This window comes from Vibrio sp. YQ_11 (assembly GCF_043103065.1).
Taxonomy (GTDB): domain Bacteria; phylum Pseudomonadota; class Gammaproteobacteria; order Enterobacterales; family Vibrionaceae; genus Vibrio; species Vibrio parahaemolyticus.
The window spans coordinates 166,019-184,010 of record NZ_JBICJM010000050.1 but is presented as its reverse complement, the minus strand read 5'-3'; the positions used below and the strand labels follow the sequence as shown (position 1 = coordinate 184,010).

The window sequence follows — 17,992 nt, the reverse complement described above, 5'->3', positions numbered from 1 at the left end:
CGTCTTATGACCTCTCCATTATGTGGCAGCGCAAAGGCTACCACACATGTTCGTTGCAACTAAACCGTTAAGCTCACGTCATAAAACTCAAGTAACGCTTTTTCTGCATGCGCGTTCCACACATAGTTGTTCGCGCACAAAATCGCATCGAGCTCCGCAAAGAACGGGTCTTGGTCTGCCAACGATAAAAAGTCATCAATCGCCGTCAATGGCAGGTCAATATGTGGGTAAATCAACTTCTTACCGCCCGGAATATCCAACTGATTCAGAATCGTATGTGGCGCAGCTTGTAAGCCACCAACATGTGTGATCATGAACGATGGATTGATCTTGCCTTGCGAGGAAAGCTCAATAGATTCCACCATGTCACCCTTTGAACCACCAGACGTTCCTACAATATGGGTTGATTCGTAATGCACGTTGTAGAAGTTAAACGGCACTTTGAAATTCTTATCCGTTGGGCCAGCAAAGAAGTTGAGGCAGCCATCATTGCCAAGTAGCTCATCGGCTTGTTCTAGCACTTGAGCAACCGCCGCGTAGACCATTACATCGTCATAACCATTGCCACCGTTGAGTGCTTTGAGATACGCGACCAGATCGTCTATTTGAGCGGTATTCACGTAGTGCAGTTCTATGCCCTGCTCTTTAGCTTTTGCAACCGGAATGAGGCTTTCAGCTCGGTCTAAACGCGCAGCGTCGATGTCCGTCACCACGATCAGTTTTGGCTTTACAGGGCCGTTAATCGCATAGTCAATTGCACCAATCCCCATTGGGCCAGCACACGCCAAAAGCGCTAACGCACCACCTTCTTTGATGCCCATATCGTGCTCGTACACGTATTGCGTGGTGTGGTAGCTCGCATGGTACGCACCAATAATGCAAGACATTGGCTCAGCAAGCGACGCATCAGCAAAGTAATCGCCGTGGTAAGGCAGCACGCAGCCTAGGTCGATAGCGATTTTAGGAATAATGGAATACGTCGCGTTGCCACCAAATGTCTCATAGCTGTAGCCCGCTGAGTAGCCTGTTGGCAAGCCCATGGCAGGTTGCAAAACAAAGTAGTCACCAGCTTTGAATTGATCTTTTAGATTCTCACCGACTTCAACAATCACACCTGCGTATTCATGACCTGTCATCACTGGCACTTCGTCAATGTTTTCAGGAACGCGTTTGTGTTTGCTACCTAACAATGCTGCTTTGTAAGTGGATAGACAAATGCTGTTTGAAATGTTTTTAACCAGAAGTTCGTCGGCTGAAATGTTTGGTAAATCAAAGGTTCTTAATTGAACGTTTTTCTCACCACAGATAACCGCTGCCGTTGTTTGTACCATGATTTCTCTCCTAATTGGGGCGATACCTGCCGCCCCAAACTGCATTGTTAGGCTGGTTGCTCAGTCGCGACCGTTTGTTGCTTAATCTTATCCATCAGCTCGTCAAGCGCTGGGTCGTTGAGGAAGTTCTTGATCGTTACGACTGGTAAACCTGTCGCGTTGACCGCGCGGCTTTCTAAGCTCTCGTGTGTCACGACGATATCGGCTTCACTCGGGACTTTCTCGATGGCGAAGTTCTTCACTTCAATCTCTATCCCAGCTTGTACCAGCTTGCGTTTGAAGGTCGATGCGCCCATTGCACTAGAGCCCATACCCGCATCACATGCGAATGCGACAAATGAAATTGGCTTGCTCGGTTCTTGCGTCGTCGCAGCTGCCGCAACTGGCTTAACTGCGCCTTCCGCTTTCATCTCTTTCATGTCAGAAGCTGATTTCTCAAACTCGCTTTCTTTTTCTTCTGATTTGCTCACTTTCAAAATCGCACTTGCTACTAAGAAAGAGACAATCGTTGCACTTGTCACACCTGCGATGGTCGCGATGAAGCTACCTTTCGGAGTAAGAGCAAGGTAAGAGAAGATAGAGCCTGGACTTGGACCCGCGACCAAACCAGCATCAAGTAGGTTGAAGGTTGCGATACCTGTCGCCGCACCAGCAATCATTGCCACAATCATGATTGGTTTCATGAGTACGTATGGGAAGTACAGCTCATGAATACCACCAAAGAAGTGAATGATGATGGCGCTTGGCGCAGAGCGTTTAGACAAACCCTGGCCAAACTTCGCGTAGGCCAGCAGCATACCAAGACCAGGGCCTGGGTTAGACGCCACCATAAAGAAGATGGACTTGCCCGTCTCTGCGGCCGCTTGCAGGCCTAGTGGGTAATAGATACCTTGGTCAATGGCGTTGTTCAAGAACAACACTTTTGCTGGTTCGTTAATGATCGCTAACAGAGGCAGGAAACCCGTCGCAACTAAGGCTTCGATGCCTGATTTCACAAACAAGTTTGCTGCGGTGACTGAAGGGCCAACAATCTCGTAGGCGAACAAACACAACAACATACCGACAATACCCAACGAGAAGTTGTTGACCACCATCTCAAAACCAGAAGGGATGCGGTGTTGAATACGTTTATCCACTTGCACCACAACCCAAGCACTCAGTGGGCCCATGATCATTGCGCCAACAAACATCGGTATGTCAGCCCCGACAATCACGCCCATCGTACCGATAGCCCCCGCTACCGCGCCGCGTTTTTCACCAACAATCTGACCACCGGTGTAACCAATCAAAAGTGGCAGCAAGTAAGTGATCATTGGCCCCACGAGTTCGCCAAAGGCTTCGTTTGGCATCCAGCCCGTAGGAATAAAGAGTGCAGTAATAAAGCCCCAAGCGATAAAGGCTCCGATATTTGGCAGCACCATGGCGGTCAAATGACCTCCGAAGGCTTGCACATTGGCTCGCATGTTTGCTTTCACGTTATGTTCCTTTTAGTATGCTTTTATTATGTCCAGCACTTGTTCTTTGGAAGAAGCTTGTGCCAGTTTTGCAATGTTCTCTTCATCCACAAACATCTCGCTCAACGCTTGAATCACCTCAATGTGGGTATCAGAGTCTTTCGCAGCTAAGGTAATAAGAATATTGGCCGGACCGAGATCCGATCCAAAATCAACAGGTGATGGGAAAATATGAATGCCTAAGCCTGTTTTTAAAACACCAGTTTCAGGTCGGGCATGAGGCATTGCCAATCCAGGGCATAACACATAGTAAGGACCGTTTTCTTCCGTTGAACGGATGATTGCATCAGCATAGTGCTGGGAGACGTAACCTTTATTTTCTAGGTATTGAGTGGTCTTTTTAACCGCATCTTGCCATTGGTAAGCGCGATCATTAATTACATCTACTAGTTCGTGGTCGATTAACTCGTACAGCATATTTAACCCTATCAACAGTTCGTCATCTGATGGGTTAATTATCAATAACAGAGTCCTAGCCGCGCAACCGCGCTGCTTTTGCGCTTCGAATCACACTTTAAAGCCTGTCAATTTGTTTAAATGGACAGTGCTCAAAAATTTCACACGTAAAAAATCTACAAATTTTATTTGAGCAACAAGTCAATAGACGAATTTTGAATACAATCACTTTCTCGACAATATTCTTAAAGTTACATTATTTAAATCAGATCACATTAGACCTATTGACTCGATATAATTCGTGATTAATTTCAAAGTTCATTTCGAGCTATTTCTTGATGGCTCGCACTCAAACGTAGATAAACATCACATTTGTTGGCTAGAAGAAATAAAAACGTCACTGGCTTTCACCAAATTGCAGACACAAAAAAACCGCCACTCAGGCGGTTTTGATCAGTCCGCAGACCAAACGGATCGTATGTCTGGCCATCCCCAGTTTGTGAGTGCGACATCTTCCAAGACCCCTTGAAAACGTAGCGTCTGAGTATGGTGGAACATCGGTGCAATCCAATATTCGCTGATCAAAGTGGACGCAATCGGCTCTAACGCGCTCAGGTAATCTTCAAGCGGTGAGAATGCGCGGACATTTTCCATTTGAGCATCCAACCACGCCGCATTTTGCGCCCCTAAGGTGTGGTAAAGCACAGCGTTGCTAAAGAAGTTGCTAAACGCAGACGCATGACGGTTATCGTCCAAGTTGATATTGGTGACAACCAGAGTCTCATCTAGCGTGCCGTTTTTGGCTTTCTCGCTCAGTTCTCGGTAGGAGTACATAACGATCTCCACTCGGCTGCCAGCACGCTCTAAACGCGAAGAAATCGCTCGCGCGCACCGGCGTAGCGCCGTGTAATTATACCCTGCGATGGTGATCAGCTTTGGTAACTTGACCGCATCTCCAAAGGGGCGCAACACCGGTTTCCAGTTTGGCAACAAGTTATAAGCAGCGACGCTACCAAAATTGATCTTTTCGCTCTTCATCACTTCGGCTAACTGCTCCGGTCGAATCAAATCACTGATGTATCGGCGCTGAGCCTGAGACAAAGCGTGCTTCGCATGATGGTTAAACAGTGCGAACAAACAACCGTCTTCCGTTCGACTGCGTTTGCTCGCTGGGGACGTTTCACTGTTCGGTGTCGACATGTAGTGACCGCACATGTCATCAACAAGGACTGGCTGTGGTTGCAGAGTATTCGCAGCGAGCGATGGGTTCTCCATCTTTTCATCGTTAACGATCCAGATCGTCACCAAATCCGTTAATACTCGACACGCGTAATAGCCATCAAACGCTTGCAGTTTCAAACGGTTTTCACTGTGCTCAACGACGGAAAATGGACCACTCCCTACCACCAACTTGTTGTTCGCAACGTTCACCTGACTCACGGGCTGAATGCCATATTTCACACCAGAAATAAGCCCAGCAAAACCCAAGTCAGGTCGGTTAAGTGTAAACACCACTTTGAGAGGATTTGGCGCAGTCACGTTTGCCACATGCGCGAGTTCTTTCTCGTAGTATTCTAGTGAGCTCAATTTGGCAAACAAACTCACCACCGTGTCGGCATCGATTGGGTTGCCATTATGGAAGGTAAGCCCGGGGCGAAGGTAAAACGTCCATTCGAATTTTTGCTCATCGTATCGCCAATGGTGCGCCAGCTCTGGTTTTACGCGCCCGTAATAATCACTTGATACCAAACAGCAATAAATTTGGCGTAGCAAAAAGCGCTCACTGCTTCGCTGCAATTGATGAGGAACAACACGCTCGAACATGCGTTTGTAGGTCAGCTGAATATTGAGCCGCCCCTCTTTTACCGATGCGCCCGACGTTGTTTTGAGGAGTCGCCCAAATGCAGCTTCATCTTCATCCAGAATCGACAGCGCTTTCTCGTACTTACCAAGCTTGATCCGCTCTAGTGCAAGGCTTTCTTTTAGCGCGCTGAGTTCAACATTTAACAACAATGTTGAACGTTGGTTCCGTCCCGGTTTTGGTCGCCAACTTAACCACGCTATCTCTTGCATCTGCGCCAGCAAACTGCGCGCATGACGAGGCGAAGTAAACAACAAATCGGCGATTTCTTGCAGCGTAGTTTTTGCTTCATTACCAACACCAAAAGAGAGCAAGCGTTGGTAATAACGAAATAAGTTGAGATCAGACACCGCACGTACCTTAACTCTAGGAGGTCATTGAATAGGCGTATTTTACTGAACTTGGCGGCAATAAAATAAGAAAACTTCCAAACACTTTGTTCCCCTTTTACTAGCATTTCGTCCCTATATTGTAGGAAAAACCCACCTATTTGGTCTTATCAGGAATAAAGCGAAGAAATCTACTCTCTTTTTTACCTCCCCTTTTTTCACCATACTGATTTGGCTCGCAGGAAATATAGAAAATTGCTCACAACCTAACCCCCAAGCAGAACTTAGCTCCTGATACCACACCCCCAATTCGTCGTATCTTTAAGTTCTGCTTCTTTACTTGCTGCCATTTGACCGAATTCTTTGTTAGTCCGCCAAATATTTGCGAGACATCATCCCTTCCCATTTTTTGACGTCGCTTATCTTCAATTCTCCTTTCAACAGTTGCGCCTTAGAAAAAGCACACGTACACTTAATCGCAATTCGACGATTAACTATAAAGGTCTGCTCATGAGCAACAAATGCAACGAAACGTGCCAAATTGCTTTTGAAACCACGCAACAACAACTCGATAAAGAACAAGCACTCGCCGCTCAAGCGAAAGCGCTGTCTCATCCTGCTCGCTTACGCATTCTGCATATTCTTCACACTTTAGACACCATGGGCGGCTGCTTAAATAGCGATTTAGTCTCTGAGTTAGGTTTAGCGCAATCGACTGTATCAGAACACTTACGCATTCTAAAACAGGTCGGGTTTATCAGTGCAGAACCCAACCCGCCAAAGGTTTGTTACCGTATTCAACGTGAAAAACTGAACGCGTTTAACGCTCAGTTTTCCGATTTATTTAGCTAAGACACGTTGCGCGCTTTCCACGCGCGCAAAGATAAACTATAACTTAATACATCGCCTTTCGACGATAAACGAATAGAGACCACTATGACGACTGAAGTTTTAAATAGTGCCAGTGAAAAAATGAGCTTTCTTGACCGCTACTTAACGGTCTGGATTTTTGTCGCAATGGCCATCGGCGTGGGGATAGGCGCAGTCTACCCGCAAGTAGCAGAATGGAACGAAGCAATGTCCGTTGGTAGTACGAACGTACCGCTCGCCATTGGTTTGATTTTGATGATGTACCCACCACTCGCCAAGGTGAACTACGGTCTATTGGGAACGGTAACGAGAGATAAAAAGGCCATCACACTGTCTCTGGTTATGAACTGGATCGTCGGTCCAATCCTGATGTTCGTTCTTGCATTAACCTTCCTTGGTGATCATCCGGGTTACATGGTTGGCATTATTTTGATTGGCCTTGCACGCTGCATCGCTATGGTTTTAGTGTGGAATGATATTGGCGGCGGCAACAAAGAATATGGCGCGGCCTTAGTGGCATTAAATAGCGCATTTCAAATTCTGACTTACAGCGTTATGGCTTGGCTATTCATCACGGTACTTCCACCGTTCTTTGGTTACGAAGGTTTTGTGGTTGATATTTCCATGGGTGACATTGCAGAAAGCGTATTGATTTACCTAGGAGTTCCTTTCCTTGCTGGTTTTCTCAGTCGTAAGTGGTTAGTCGCTGCAAAGGGTGAGAAGTGGTACAACGATGTGTTTATTCCTCGAATTTCACCCATTACTTTGATCGCTTTGCTCGCCACCATCGTGCTGATGTTCAGCCTCAAAGGAGAGATGATTTTACAACTGCCAATGGATGTATTCCGCGTGGCAGTCCCACTAGCGATCTACTTCGTAGTGATGTTTTTTGCCAGCTTCTTTATCGGGAAGAGAATGGGCATCCCCTACGATAAAAATGCCTCCATCGCATTTACGGCAACGGGTAACAACTTTGAGTTGGCAATTGCGGTTTCCATTGCTGTATTTGGCCTGAATTCCGATCAAGCATTCGCTGGCGTAATTGGCCCGTTGATCGAAGTTCCGGTTCTGATTGCTTTGGTTAACGTCGCACTGCGGATGAAAACCAAATACCAAAGCTAAAATGGGAAACATTGAGACCGAGCAAAATAGCAGTGTTAGGTACTAACTGGCAACGGTTTTGATGTACTCGCTGGGCGTTAAACCAAACTTGCCTTTAAAGCGTTGGCTAAAACGCCCTTCCGATTGATAGCCACACAACTGCGCGAGCAACGCAACGTTGTATGAACCATTTTGCATCAGGTAGAGTGCGTGATTTAAGCGCACTTCTGCCAGCACTTCGCGATACTGAGTACCCTCTTGCTTGAGTTTGCGTATCAACGTTGCTCGGCTCATAGCAAAACGCTCAGCCACCCGTTCCAAAGGATGGTCATCGCCCGGAGAGCGTGACAAATAGCGGCTGAGTTTTTCGCTAAATGAGGTATTCGAGCTGGTAAAAAGTCGATGCAACAATCCCCTTTCCGCTAACTGCTGATACAACCCCAAAACCCAATAACGTTGCGTCGCTTCACTCAAGCTTTCTTGCTCAAAAGAAAACAGCGCATTCAGCGTCGCTTGCAATGCTTTATCTGTCTCCACCGCGGGTACATTTTCGCCAAGCGCATTGCTCATACTCAGCTCCAGCATGTCATCACTCGGCACGCAGTGAAAGCTGAACATTCGAGAGAGAAAACGCCCTTGCTGAGGAAGGTTTTCAAAATTCAGCGAAGCGTTTGCTTCACAAAGCATGATATTAGGATGAAGAATATCGAACGCTTCGTCTTTCCAAAACAGACGCTTACTCCCTTTAATGATCTGGATAATACTTGGGGAGTGAATCCGAACGTTACGCAGCTTTTGCTGCTGCTCCGCACGAAATAACGTGACTTGATATTGGTGGCTCATCTTCTCCCCTTTCTTATTCAATTATCGTGTGTAAGTGGCGGTTAACTTCGCTTTGTCCAATGCGACACTATTCAACGTGAATCCCACAACCGCCGCTGGCGTGTTCTCATCCAAGTTCAACTTGTCACTTGGCAAGGCCCAAACGGTAAACTGGTAGCGGTGCATACCATCTTTTTCTGGAGGACATGCGCCGCCAAAACCAGTAGTACCGTAATCGATACGAGACTCCTTACCGCCGAGCTTGCTGATATCAACGCCACGAGGCAATTCGTTAACTGAGGCTGGAATATCAAACACTATCCAATGCCAAAAACCACTACCTGTTGGTGCATCAGGATCGTACGCGGTAATCGCAAAACTTTTTGTACCCTTTGGAACGTCTTTCCACATCAGTTGTGGAGACTGGTTCGCACCATCACATCCCCAACCTGAATATTCAAATGTCTTCGCCATTGGATGACCTTCTTGAATATCTTTGCTCGTTAGTTCAAAAGCATGGGCAGAGCCGATAACCAAAACGCTAAGGGCCAAAACAGACTTGTGAATCGCTTTCATGTGTTTATTCCTTTCAATGAGTTCAATTCAAGTCTATTCATCAACACAGACCAAGGTGCATCAATAAGTATCACAAAATATAAAATCATCGTCCATTTTGACACTTTAAGATTCAAGAATAAATTTCTTATTCTCTGAGTTGCATCTGGTTTATGCTAACTAATTGCTCAAAGAACAAGGAAGACAAAATGGAACTGGATATCTACGTCGTTGACGCATTTACAGACACGCAATTTAAAGGCAACTCAGCCGCAGTCGTACCCTTGCAAGAGTGGTTAGAACCAGAGCTAATGCAAAACATTGCAGCGGAAAACAACCTCTCTGAAACCGCGTTTGTTAAAACGATTGGGACGAATCAATATGAAATACGCTGGTTTTCACCACTTACAGAAATCGACTTTTGTGGACACGCAACGCTCGCCGCGTCCATGGTGTTGTTCGATCAACTCGGCGTTACAGGAAGTATTGAGTTTCACACATTAAAAGTGGGCACCTTAACCGTAATTAAGAACGCACTTGGCAAGATTGAAATGACATTTCCGACAAGAGCGCCACAACCCGTCAACGCCATTCCTACGCAATTAATTGAGGGATTAAACTGCGAAGTAACAAACGTACTGCTTAGCCCGCAAGCTTACTTCGTCATCGTGGAAGATGAGCAAACCGTTTTTGATGTTCAATATCGATCCGACCAACTGAAACAACTCGCCCCTTACGATGTCGTCGTCACATCAAAAGGCAGTCAATACGACTTTGTATCTCGCTACTTTTGGCCAGCGAACGGCGGAAATGAAGACCCTGTCACAGGATCAATCCACGCAGGCTTAGCACCATATTGGGCGCAAGAGCTCGGCAAAGCATCTTTAGTGGCGTATCAAGCATCAGCGCGTGGTGGCGTTCTGTACTGCGAAGTCAAGGAGGATTGCGTCAAAGTATCTGGTGATGGTGTGTTGTATATGAAAGGCAAAATTTACGTCTAACTGTACGTTGAAAATTGGCGTTAACTGTTTTTATCCTGAAAGCCTAGCCGCCCGCTAGGCTTTTCTATTTCCTGCTGCTTCTGCGTTAATCGTTACAAAGGTTGTTCGACAATACACACTGGAGAGCCTATCTCACAGTCATAACCCGTTGGGGTAATTTCACCGGTTTGAGGATTGCGACGAAAGCTCACCACATTGTTGGAATGTTGATTGGCAACCAGCAACCACTTTTGATCATGAGACAACACAAAATCTCGTGGAAAAGCCCCTTCACAGTGAATGGCTGCTCGCCTTTTTGGCGTATCGCCAGACACATCAAACACACTGATTTTGTTCTGAGCTCGGCAAGAGACATACAAAAACGTTTCATCTTGCGAAAGACGAATGGCCGCTGCCGCTTGCTGATTCTCTTCCCCTTCTAATAATTCTATTTGATTCGAGATAAGCCATTTATCTTGGTGCTTCACCAGTACAATCAAGGTTTCTGACAGTTCGCAAACCACATACGCTGTCGACTCTTGTTGGTTAAACACCAGATGGCGCGGTCCCGAACCTGCGGGTAAATGAATCACTTGCGACAGTGAAAAATCCGGCGACTGGGCATCGTAATCATAAATAAGGACGCTATCGCTGCCTAAGTCTACGACAACCAATTGATCACTGTGCTTTAAAAACGTGACTTGATGAGCGTGAGGAGAAGTTTGGCGCTCTAAATTCGGCCCGCATCCATCAACGTATAAATCCGCCAATAAACCAAGCGGTTTACCATCGCGATCCAATTGAAATACGCTAACATTTCCAGAGCCATAATTAGCCACCGCCAACAACGGTTCTTTGATATCCAAATGACACGGATAATCACCATTAATCGGCAAAGAGACGGATTCACTACCGCGAAAAAACGCGAGCTCTGCACCTTCATTTCTATCCATTTCGCTAAACGTATACAGCCCGTGTTCGGTGATCGTGAGATAGGATGGATTACGTTGAACTACAACATCGTCAAGCCGAGTCAGTTCACCCGTTTCAGTGTTCAGCGATACACGCGCAATGCCCGTGCTCGAACTCGGTGGGTTGGTGTAAGTGCCAATATAAAAATGCACGTGACCAGTTGTTGTCATGGATGGCCTTATATGAGTGATTCGTATTATTCAACACCTTGCCTATTGTCATGGCAGACCGCAATCCATTTTACAAATCAGCCACTTAAAATGTGAAGCAATTGCTTATTTAAAACCGCAACGACATCGCCGTTTGCAGTTAAAGTGGTTTGGCGTTTTAAACAGTATGTCAGCCTTGAGTATGAAAGCCTCGACTTACGGTTACTTTCAAGTGTTATATTAAAGACGAAGAATGTATTTTATGTTCAACATCTAAGTTTCATTAGTAAACGCTATAATAAGAAACAAAAATCGGGATAAAATAAATAATAATCATGTAACAGTTAATTTTCCTATAAACACCAAATTGAAACACATTATTAATTTCCATTTATTTGCAAATTATAATTAGTTTTATAAATAACAAGGATTTATTTTAATTATGAACATTTAGATTACGACTTAATTTTATTCACGATAAATTTATTTGAGACATTAATCACACTATATTTCAAATCTCAGTAATAGACTCCGAGCCTTTCAAACCCCCATTATCAGTGAGTCTATGAAACTTTCTAATTTAAGTATCAAGTATAAAATCAGTGCGCTGATTTTGATCATTTCGTTATCTGTTATCGCTCTCTCCGTTTTCTTTACATCTGAAATCAAGATGATAGAAGGAAAACTTACCGTATTTTCTGAAACCACCGTACCTAGCGTATTGCTCGTAAAAAATACCGAAATTGAACTCGGAATTTTAAGAAAGGATGAATTCTCTTTATTAACCAATGTGAATCACCCTCAATTCATGGAATGGGTAGCCGGATTAGAAAAATCTGAACAGAAAATTGATAAATATCTAGACCAATATGAGAAAGGACTATGGGATCAACGCGACCGAGACGCTTTCAATAAAGTAAAAAGTGCCTGGGTTAAATACAGTGCGTTTAACAATGAATACGCGAAGTTGCTATTGAACAATAAAATCGATGAAGCAAATGAAACATTGTTAAACGGATTTTCTACATTCACACAATTATCCGATGCGATTCGTGATTTAGTGGAACTAAACCAAACCTACGTACAAGAAGATATTGCCAGCGCTCATGAAGCAGTGCGCAGCGCAATCACCTACAGCGTTATTGCTATCGTCGCGCTATTGGCATTGAGTTTTACGCTAGGCCTATTCCTAACCAAACAGATCTGCACACCACTAAATTACGTGGTAAACATGGCATCAAAAATCGCGTCAGGCGATCTAACTTACCAGCTTCCACGTAACAAAATTGGTCATGATGAGCTTGGCACCTTGGCAGATGCCTGCGTTGATATGCAAGCGAAGTTGCTTACTTTGGTCGACAGTATCTCGTCAACCACAGCTCAAGTAGGCACCGCCATTGAAGAAGTGAGCGCGATTTCCGAACAGACTTCAACAGGCATGGATGAACAACAAGTTCAGCTAAACCTTATCGCAACAGCAATGAACGAGATGCAAGCGACAGTAAATGAAGTCGCCAGCAACACCGAAGCCGCGTCAGAAACAGCAAACAGTGCTTCTCACGATGCGAAAGAAGGCCGCAGCGTCGTTCAAGAATGTATTAACCAAATCCACGAAGCGTCATTGGCGATTCAGTCGGTTGGCAACATGGTGACAGAACTGGAACAAGATGCGTCTAACATTAGCGTTGTGGTTGACGTTATCCAAGACATCGCGGAACAAACCAACTTGCTTGCGCTTAACGCTGCCATTGAAGCTGCGCGCGCTGGCGAACAAGGCCGTGGTTTTGCCGTCGTAGCGGATGAAGTGAGAACGCTAGCAAGCCGCACTCAAGCTTCAACCGAAGAGATCATCACGATCATATCTAAACTGCAAAATTGTTCGAAGAGTGCCGTTTCAGCAACGAACAACAGCAGCGATTTGATTCAAGAGTGCGTTGAGCAAGCACAAAAAGCCGGTGCAACCATCGAACAAATCGAAAAAGGCGCAGATAACATTGCTGAAATGAGTATTCAAATTGCGAGTGCTTGCAGCGAGCAAAGCTCGGTAACAGAAGAGCTGCATCGTAACGTGGAACACATCAACCAGTTCTCTAGTGAAGTGGCGACAGGTTCACGCCAAACAGCAATTGCATGTCGCGATTTAAGTGAGCTGGCGGTAGGTCTACAAGAGATCGTCGGCCAATTCAAAACGGCATAGTCACTAACGTCATTCTTATCTATTCAAGCCCAGCGATCATCGCTGGGCTTTTTTAATGTCATTTGCCGATAAAAACCGGAGCTTGGTCAAGGTTCTTTAAATTGAGGCCTTCATAGCCCACTTCCAACGCTAAGCCTCTCTATTTAAAAAGAATCGCTTGTAGATAAAATGCTAAGCTCTAAAAAGAAATCGTTATGGATGGCGGTTAGCGACGGGTTAGCGGGCTCAATCAACACGCTCCCGTTCGCAAGTTATCTATTCATGCATTACTTCTTCAAAGGAAGCACCGCACTATGAAGCGAATCATTTTTGGCACATTGATTATTGCCCTTTTAAGCGCCTGTTCAAAAGATAACACGCACCAAGCGCTTGGCACTTTAGAGCGTGACCGCGTAACATTTACTGCCACATCTAATGAGATAATTAGAGCCCTTCCTGTCAAAGAAGGCAGCTTGGTCAGTGAAGGGGAAGTGTTGGTTCAGCTCGATACTAAGAATCAACAAGCAGTTCTTGCACACGCCGTCGCCGAGCAAGCCAAAGCGGGAGCGTATTTGCTTAAATTGACCAATGGTGAACGCCCAGAAGACATTGCAGCCGCATCGGCTCGCGTAGCCCGAGCGGAAGCGCAGCTCACCGAAGCGCAGAAAAACTATCAACGCAAAGCAGAACTGGTGCGTAAAAAGCTCATCAGCCAATCCGAAAAAGATTCCGCTCTTGCGGCAAGGGACTCGGCGAGAGCCGAATTAGACTCAGCAAAAGAAGAGTTCAGCAAGCTCACCGCAGGTTCTCGCCTCGAAGACATCGAACAAGCTAAAGCCGCTTTAATGGCGGCAAAAGCCGAAGTGGCACTGCAAGAGCAAAAACTGGCAGAACTCACCATCACGGCTACGCGTGACGGTACGCTCGATAATTTGCCTTACAATCTTGGCGAACGCGTACCAGTGAACGGTGTGGTTGCCGTGATTCAAGCCAACCGCGTACCGTATGCGCGAGTGTATGTTCCTGCCGATTATCGAATCGGGTTTATTCCTGGGAAAACCGTGACGGTAAATGTCGATGGACTTGAGAGTCCATTACAAGGCACCGTTCGTTGGGTGGCTAGTGAGCCTTCATTCACACCCTACTTCGCACTAACCGAAGAAGAACGTTCACGATTGATGTATCTAGCAGAAGTTGATTTACCTGAGTCTGCAAAAACGTTGCCGTCCGGTGTGCCTGCCCAAGTAGATTTGGTGGAGTAAGCCAATGACCGAGTATGCAATTCAAGCTCAAAATGTGGTCAAAAAGTTCGGCGACTTTACTGCTATCAATAACATCACACTCAACGTGCCCAAAGGCAGCATTTACGGATTTTTGGGGCCAAATGGTTGCGGTAAGTCGACCACCATCCGTGTGCTCACCGGCCTTCTCAGCCCAAGCGAAGGCAGTGTGGATGTGCTTGGATTAGAAATCCCAAAGCAATCCGAACAACTGCGGCTCAAAATTGGTTACATGACACAAAAGTTCTCGTTGTACGACGACCTATCCGTTCAAGAGAACCTCGAATTTATTGGGCAAATTTTTGGTTTAAGCAGCAAGTCGCTGAAAGAGCGGATAGAAGAGCAGCTCACCACTTACGGGTTGGATCAATTGCGCAAACAGCGCGTAAGCGGCATGAGTGGCGGTCAAAAGCAGCGCCTTTCACTCGCCGCCGCGACCATGCACAAACCCGAACTGCTATTTTTGGATGAGCCGACATCCGCCGTTGACCCCGAAAATCGACGCGATTTTTGGGAGCAGTTGTTCGACTTGTGCGATCAAGGTACGACGATTTTGGTCACCACGCATTACATGGACGAAGCGGAACGCTGCCACCGTCTGGCGATCATGGAATCGGGCGAAATTCGTGCCGATGGCGAACCCGAACAGTTGATGGAACAGATGGGCGTTAATATCATTGAGGTGAAAGCCGACAAACTTCGTGAACTTAAAGAAAAGCTGATTCAACGTGACGAAGTTCGCTCTGCGGCGCAGTTGGGGATTCGTTTACGCATCCTTATCCACCAGCATGTCGAGCAGCCGATTGAATGGTTAAAGCAGACGTTTCCCGAACTTCAAAACGCTGAAATGAACCACGCTCGCCCAAGCTTAGAAGATGTTTTTGTCAGCGTGACAGGGAAAGGCCGCCAATGATGAAACCTATCGCTCGCATGAAAGCCGTCATGATCAAAGAGATTCGCCAACTTTCCCGTGACCGAATCACATTTGGCATGGTGGTGATGATCCCGCTTATCCAGCTTTTGCTGTTCGGCTTCGCAATCAATACAGACATTCGCAACATTCCGGTAGGTGTTGTCGATCAAAGTGGCAGTACCGCCGGGCGGATCATTACCCAGTCCGTAAAAGTCACTCAAGTGGTGGATATCAAAGAAACCTATGCCACCGCGCAAGAGGCTGAACAAGCGATTCAAGATGGTATTGTGCGCGCCGTGCTGATTTTACCAAGCGATCTCACACAACGCATGATGCAAGGTCGAGAGCTTGGGCAATGGATTGTGGATGGGTCAGATACCATGATCAGCTCGGCAATATTGTCGTTGCAAACCATGCCATTGACCGATTTTGATTTCGAGATTCGCCCAGCGCCAAGCAAAACATTCGAAGTCGCACTCTACTACAACCCAAGTCGACGTTCTGCGGTCAACATCGTACCCGGCTTACTCGGTGTGATTCTCACCATGACGATGATTTTGTTCACCAGTGCCGCGATTGTACGAGAACGTGAACGGGGAAATTTGGAGCTATTGATCACCACGCCCATCCACTCGATAGAGCTAATGGTGGCGAAAATCGTGCCGTATATCTTTGTCGGCTTAATTCAGGTTTTCATCATTCTAGGGTTGGGACATTGGATTTTCGGCGTACCAATTAACGGTGCAATCAGCCAAATTCTGTTTGGAACCTTGTTGTTTATCGCCGCCAGCTTAACTTTAGGATTGGTCATATCCACCATCGCCACAACACAGCTTCAAGCCATGCAAATGACGGTGTTCATTCTTCTGCCTTCGATTCTGCTGTCTGGATTTATGTTCCCTTACGAGGGCATGCCAGTCGCAGCACAGTGGATTTCAGAAGCCCTGCCCGCCACTCACTTTATGCGCATGATTCGAGGCATAGTGTTGCGAGGAGCGGATCTGATGGACTTATGGCGAGATACCCTTTGGTTGCTCGGGTTTACCGTATTTGGATTGGTCGTCGCGTCACTAAGGTTTAAGAAATCGCTCGATTAAAGTTACCCATTTTTTCTCTTTCTCAGAAACAAAAATAGCCTCGACAATGAGGCTATTTTTGTTTGGATATTCAAATTTAGTTTTACCGGACTTAACTAAGCAACTCACCTTAATAATATTCGCCGTACGAGCAGTCTCGTAAGTCTGAAATACTGTAGTTTTTCAAAGAGTTGATTTTAAAGTTAAACACCACCTGTTTACAGACGACACCTTCACGATCAGTATAGGTAATAAAGCCTTCACTGTAAGCACGTTTGCCATCAGAAGACGTAACATCGGCCACGAGCTCTAAATGCCCTTTGTGCGCTTCTACGCGGTTCATCATTTCAAACACATCCATCCACTCTTCGCGATTTGCCATTTGTATCAACATGGATTTGGCCTGTGTTTCCAACTGCTGCGGATACACGTAATAACGGTTGTAACCAAAGTATGCGCACATCAGTAATAGAACGAGTGCAAATGAGGTTGTTCTTGTCATGCAAGCTGCCTCTTGTTGTTATAAAAATCCTGCTTCGTTAGTTCAGTATAGGAAGCAAGCAAAGTTTAGGTTATAGAACTTGCTCAAATAACAGAGAACAGTCAGAGACAGTCAATTCTATGACAAGCTCAGTACCGGTTTTACTTATGAAACATGACAAATTCTAAGAGCTTGAACTATGGAATATGGACACCGATCTGGGTTGTCACCATGCGGTGATCTGAGCCTTGTGGTAAAGCAGACGATTCACGAGCGCAGATGATTCGCTGTCCTTGCTCAGATTTTAGCCACAAATGATCAATGCCTATCATCATCGGCTCTGGCACGTTTATGCCTTTGATGTTAGTTGGCCAGCTCGTCACTGGCGCGGTTTGAAAACTCGGGAACAGCGTAGAAAAACGAGGGCTAACCGAGGAAAGATTGAAATCCCCCACAACCAACACCTCTGGCTCGGGATAAAGCGCGGTCAGAGTTTCTATGGTTCGCACCAGCGCATTTCTTTGATGCCAAAGCTCGCTGGTTCTTGGTGACGGAGGATGAGCCGCAAACAAAGTGATCGGTGCTTGACCTTTAGGCAACCAAACCGCTCTGATGACTTCTTGTCCATTTGGCGCACGATAAACCGAAACCTCCGTGACCGGGTGTCGGCTAAGAATCATCAAATTTGATGGGTACCCTACGTCACGTTGGCCACCATAATAATGCGGATAGACATCATCCAACATGTGCAAGAGGCTGCCAACACGCGGCGTCAGCTCTTGCATCACCACCAAATCAGCAGGATGCCTCAACAGATAGTTGATGAACTGATTGATGTCTGAGTTTTCGTAAAAAAGATTGAATTGAATGACGCTCAAAGACTGCGGGCAAGACGCCACATGGCTGCGCTGCGACGGAACAAGGAGCGAGACAAACAAAATAGCGACAAAGGCAGAAAATGCACTTTGCAACCATCGACGAGTGATGAAAAACGCCGAGGCTAACACAACGTAAGTGAACACAATGAGGGCGGGAATCGAGGTAAGATTCTCCGCCCACCAAATATGTTCAATTTGCCTGACCGCCAGCCAAATAAGAGCGGGTAGAAGCAATATGATCCACTTAAAAACGCTCGGCACACGCACTGCTCGTTTCGCTATTACATATCATAAGCTTAAATGCAATT

At 46.0% G+C, this 17,992-nt stretch carries 16 protein-coding genes; 7 read left to right on the top strand and 9 right to left on the bottom strand.

What is annotated here, in order from left to right; translation table 11 throughout:
• Positions 1–59: 59 nt before the first annotated feature.
• The 4 genes from ACF8EG_RS22510 to ACF8EG_RS22495 form a co-directional block, all read right to left on the bottom strand.
• Positions 60–1,331, bottom strand: a complete 1,272-nt coding sequence (locus tag ACF8EG_RS22510; protein WP_069505798.1) for a zinc-binding dehydrogenase — start codon at positions 1,329–1,331, stop codon at positions 60–62.
• Between the two features lie 47 nt (positions 1,332–1,378).
• Entirely contained in the window at positions 1,379–2,806 is a 1,428-nt protein-coding gene (locus tag ACF8EG_RS22505) for a PTS mannitol transporter subunit IICB (protein WP_392419814.1), read from the bottom strand.
• Positions 2,807–2,818: 12 nt separating this feature from the next.
• Positions 2,819–3,262, bottom strand: a complete 444-nt coding sequence (locus ACF8EG_RS22500) for a PTS sugar transporter subunit IIA (protein WP_005391226.1) — start codon at positions 3,260–3,262, stop codon at positions 2,819–2,821.
• A 432-nt stretch (positions 3,263–3,694) separates the two neighbouring features.
• Positions 3,695–5,452 (bottom strand): SgrR family transcriptional regulator, encoded by a 1,758-nt coding sequence (locus ACF8EG_RS22495; RefSeq protein ID WP_025507446.1) that lies wholly within the window; start codon positions 5,450–5,452, stop codon positions 3,695–3,697.
• A 489-nt stretch (positions 5,453–5,941) separates the two neighbouring features.
• Between ACF8EG_RS22495 and ACF8EG_RS22490 the strand changes: the two genes are divergently transcribed.
• Both ACF8EG_RS22490 and arsB read left to right on the top strand, forming a co-directional pair.
• Positions 5,942–6,283, top strand: coding sequence for a helix-turn-helix transcriptional regulator (locus ACF8EG_RS22490; protein WP_031850518.1), 342 nt, complete (start codon positions 5,942–5,944; stop codon positions 6,281–6,283).
• A gap of 84 nt (positions 6,284–6,367) precedes the next feature.
• A complete protein-coding gene (gene arsB / locus ACF8EG_RS22485; protein WP_069488200.1) occupies positions 6,368–7,423 on the top strand; it encodes an ACR3 family arsenite efflux transporter in 1,056 nt (351 codons plus the stop codon).
• A 42-nt stretch (positions 7,424–7,465) separates the two neighbouring features.
• On the opposite strand, the gene ACF8EG_RS22480 is transcribed toward arsB, so the two are convergent.
• Positions 7,466–8,245 (bottom strand): helix-turn-helix transcriptional regulator, encoded by a 780-nt coding sequence (locus ACF8EG_RS22480; protein ID WP_005482660.1) that lies wholly within the window; start codon positions 8,243–8,245, stop codon positions 7,466–7,468.
• A 21-nt stretch (positions 8,246–8,266) separates the two neighbouring features.
• Complete coding sequence (locus ACF8EG_RS22475) at positions 8,267–8,800, bottom strand: YbhB/YbcL family Raf kinase inhibitor-like protein (RefSeq protein WP_029843641.1); 534 nt, start codon at positions 8,798–8,800, stop codon at positions 8,267–8,269.
• Positions 8,801–8,988: 188 nt separating this feature from the next.
• On the opposite strand from ACF8EG_RS22475, the gene ACF8EG_RS22470 reads away from it, so the two are divergent.
• On the top strand, positions 8,989–9,780 hold the full coding sequence (locus tag ACF8EG_RS22470; protein ID WP_025613129.1) for a PhzF family phenazine biosynthesis protein: 792 nt from the start codon (positions 8,989–8,991) through the stop codon (positions 9,778–9,780).
• Between the two features lie 92 nt (positions 9,781–9,872).
• On the opposite strand, the gene ACF8EG_RS22465 is transcribed toward ACF8EG_RS22470, so the two are convergent.
• Positions 9,873–10,901 (bottom strand): lactonase family protein, encoded by a 1,029-nt coding sequence (locus tag ACF8EG_RS22465; RefSeq protein ID WP_031850516.1) that lies wholly within the window; start codon positions 10,899–10,901, stop codon positions 9,873–9,875.
• A gap of 544 nt (positions 10,902–11,445) precedes the next feature.
• On the opposite strand from ACF8EG_RS22465, the gene ACF8EG_RS22460 reads away from it, so the two are divergent.
• The 4 genes from ACF8EG_RS22460 to ACF8EG_RS22445 all read left to right on the top strand — a co-directional run bounded on the left by ACF8EG_RS22460 (position 11,446) and on the right by ACF8EG_RS22445 (position 16,346).
• Positions 11,446–13,077: a methyl-accepting chemotaxis protein gene (locus tag ACF8EG_RS22460; RefSeq protein WP_069505796.1), complete on the top strand. Its 1,632-nt coding sequence runs from the start codon at positions 11,446–11,448 to the stop codon at positions 13,075–13,077.
• 293 nt (positions 13,078–13,370) lie between these two features.
• On the top strand, positions 13,371–14,318 hold the full coding sequence (locus ACF8EG_RS22455; protein WP_005462020.1) for an HlyD family secretion protein: 948 nt from the start codon (positions 13,371–13,373) through the stop codon (positions 14,316–14,318).
• A 4-nt stretch (positions 14,319–14,322) separates the two neighbouring features.
• Positions 14,323–15,249 carry an ABC transporter ATP-binding protein gene (locus ACF8EG_RS22450; protein WP_005487744.1) on the top strand — a complete coding sequence of 309 codons (927 nt, stop codon included), beginning with the start codon at positions 14,323–14,325 and terminating at the stop codon, positions 15,247–15,249.
• Positions 15,249–16,346: an ABC transporter permease gene (locus ACF8EG_RS22445; RefSeq protein WP_005498311.1), complete on the top strand. Its 1,098-nt coding sequence runs from the start codon at positions 15,249–15,251 to the stop codon at positions 16,344–16,346. Before ACF8EG_RS22450 ends, ACF8EG_RS22445 begins: the two co-directional genes overlap by 1 nt.
• A gap of 109 nt (positions 16,347–16,455) precedes the next feature.
• Here ACF8EG_RS22445 and ACF8EG_RS22440 read toward each other — a convergent pair whose 3' ends face one another.
• Together ACF8EG_RS22440 and ACF8EG_RS22435 are read right to left on the bottom strand one after the other, a co-directional pair.
• Positions 16,456–16,827: a hypothetical protein gene (locus tag ACF8EG_RS22440; protein ID WP_005391248.1), complete on the bottom strand. Its 372-nt coding sequence runs from the start codon at positions 16,825–16,827 to the stop codon at positions 16,456–16,458.
• A gap of 176 nt (positions 16,828–17,003) precedes the next feature.
• Positions 17,004–17,951 (bottom strand): endonuclease/exonuclease/phosphatase family protein, encoded by a 948-nt coding sequence (locus ACF8EG_RS22435; protein WP_031850515.1) that lies wholly within the window; start codon positions 17,949–17,951, stop codon positions 17,004–17,006.
• Between the last annotated feature and the right edge of the window lie 41 nt (positions 17,952–17,992).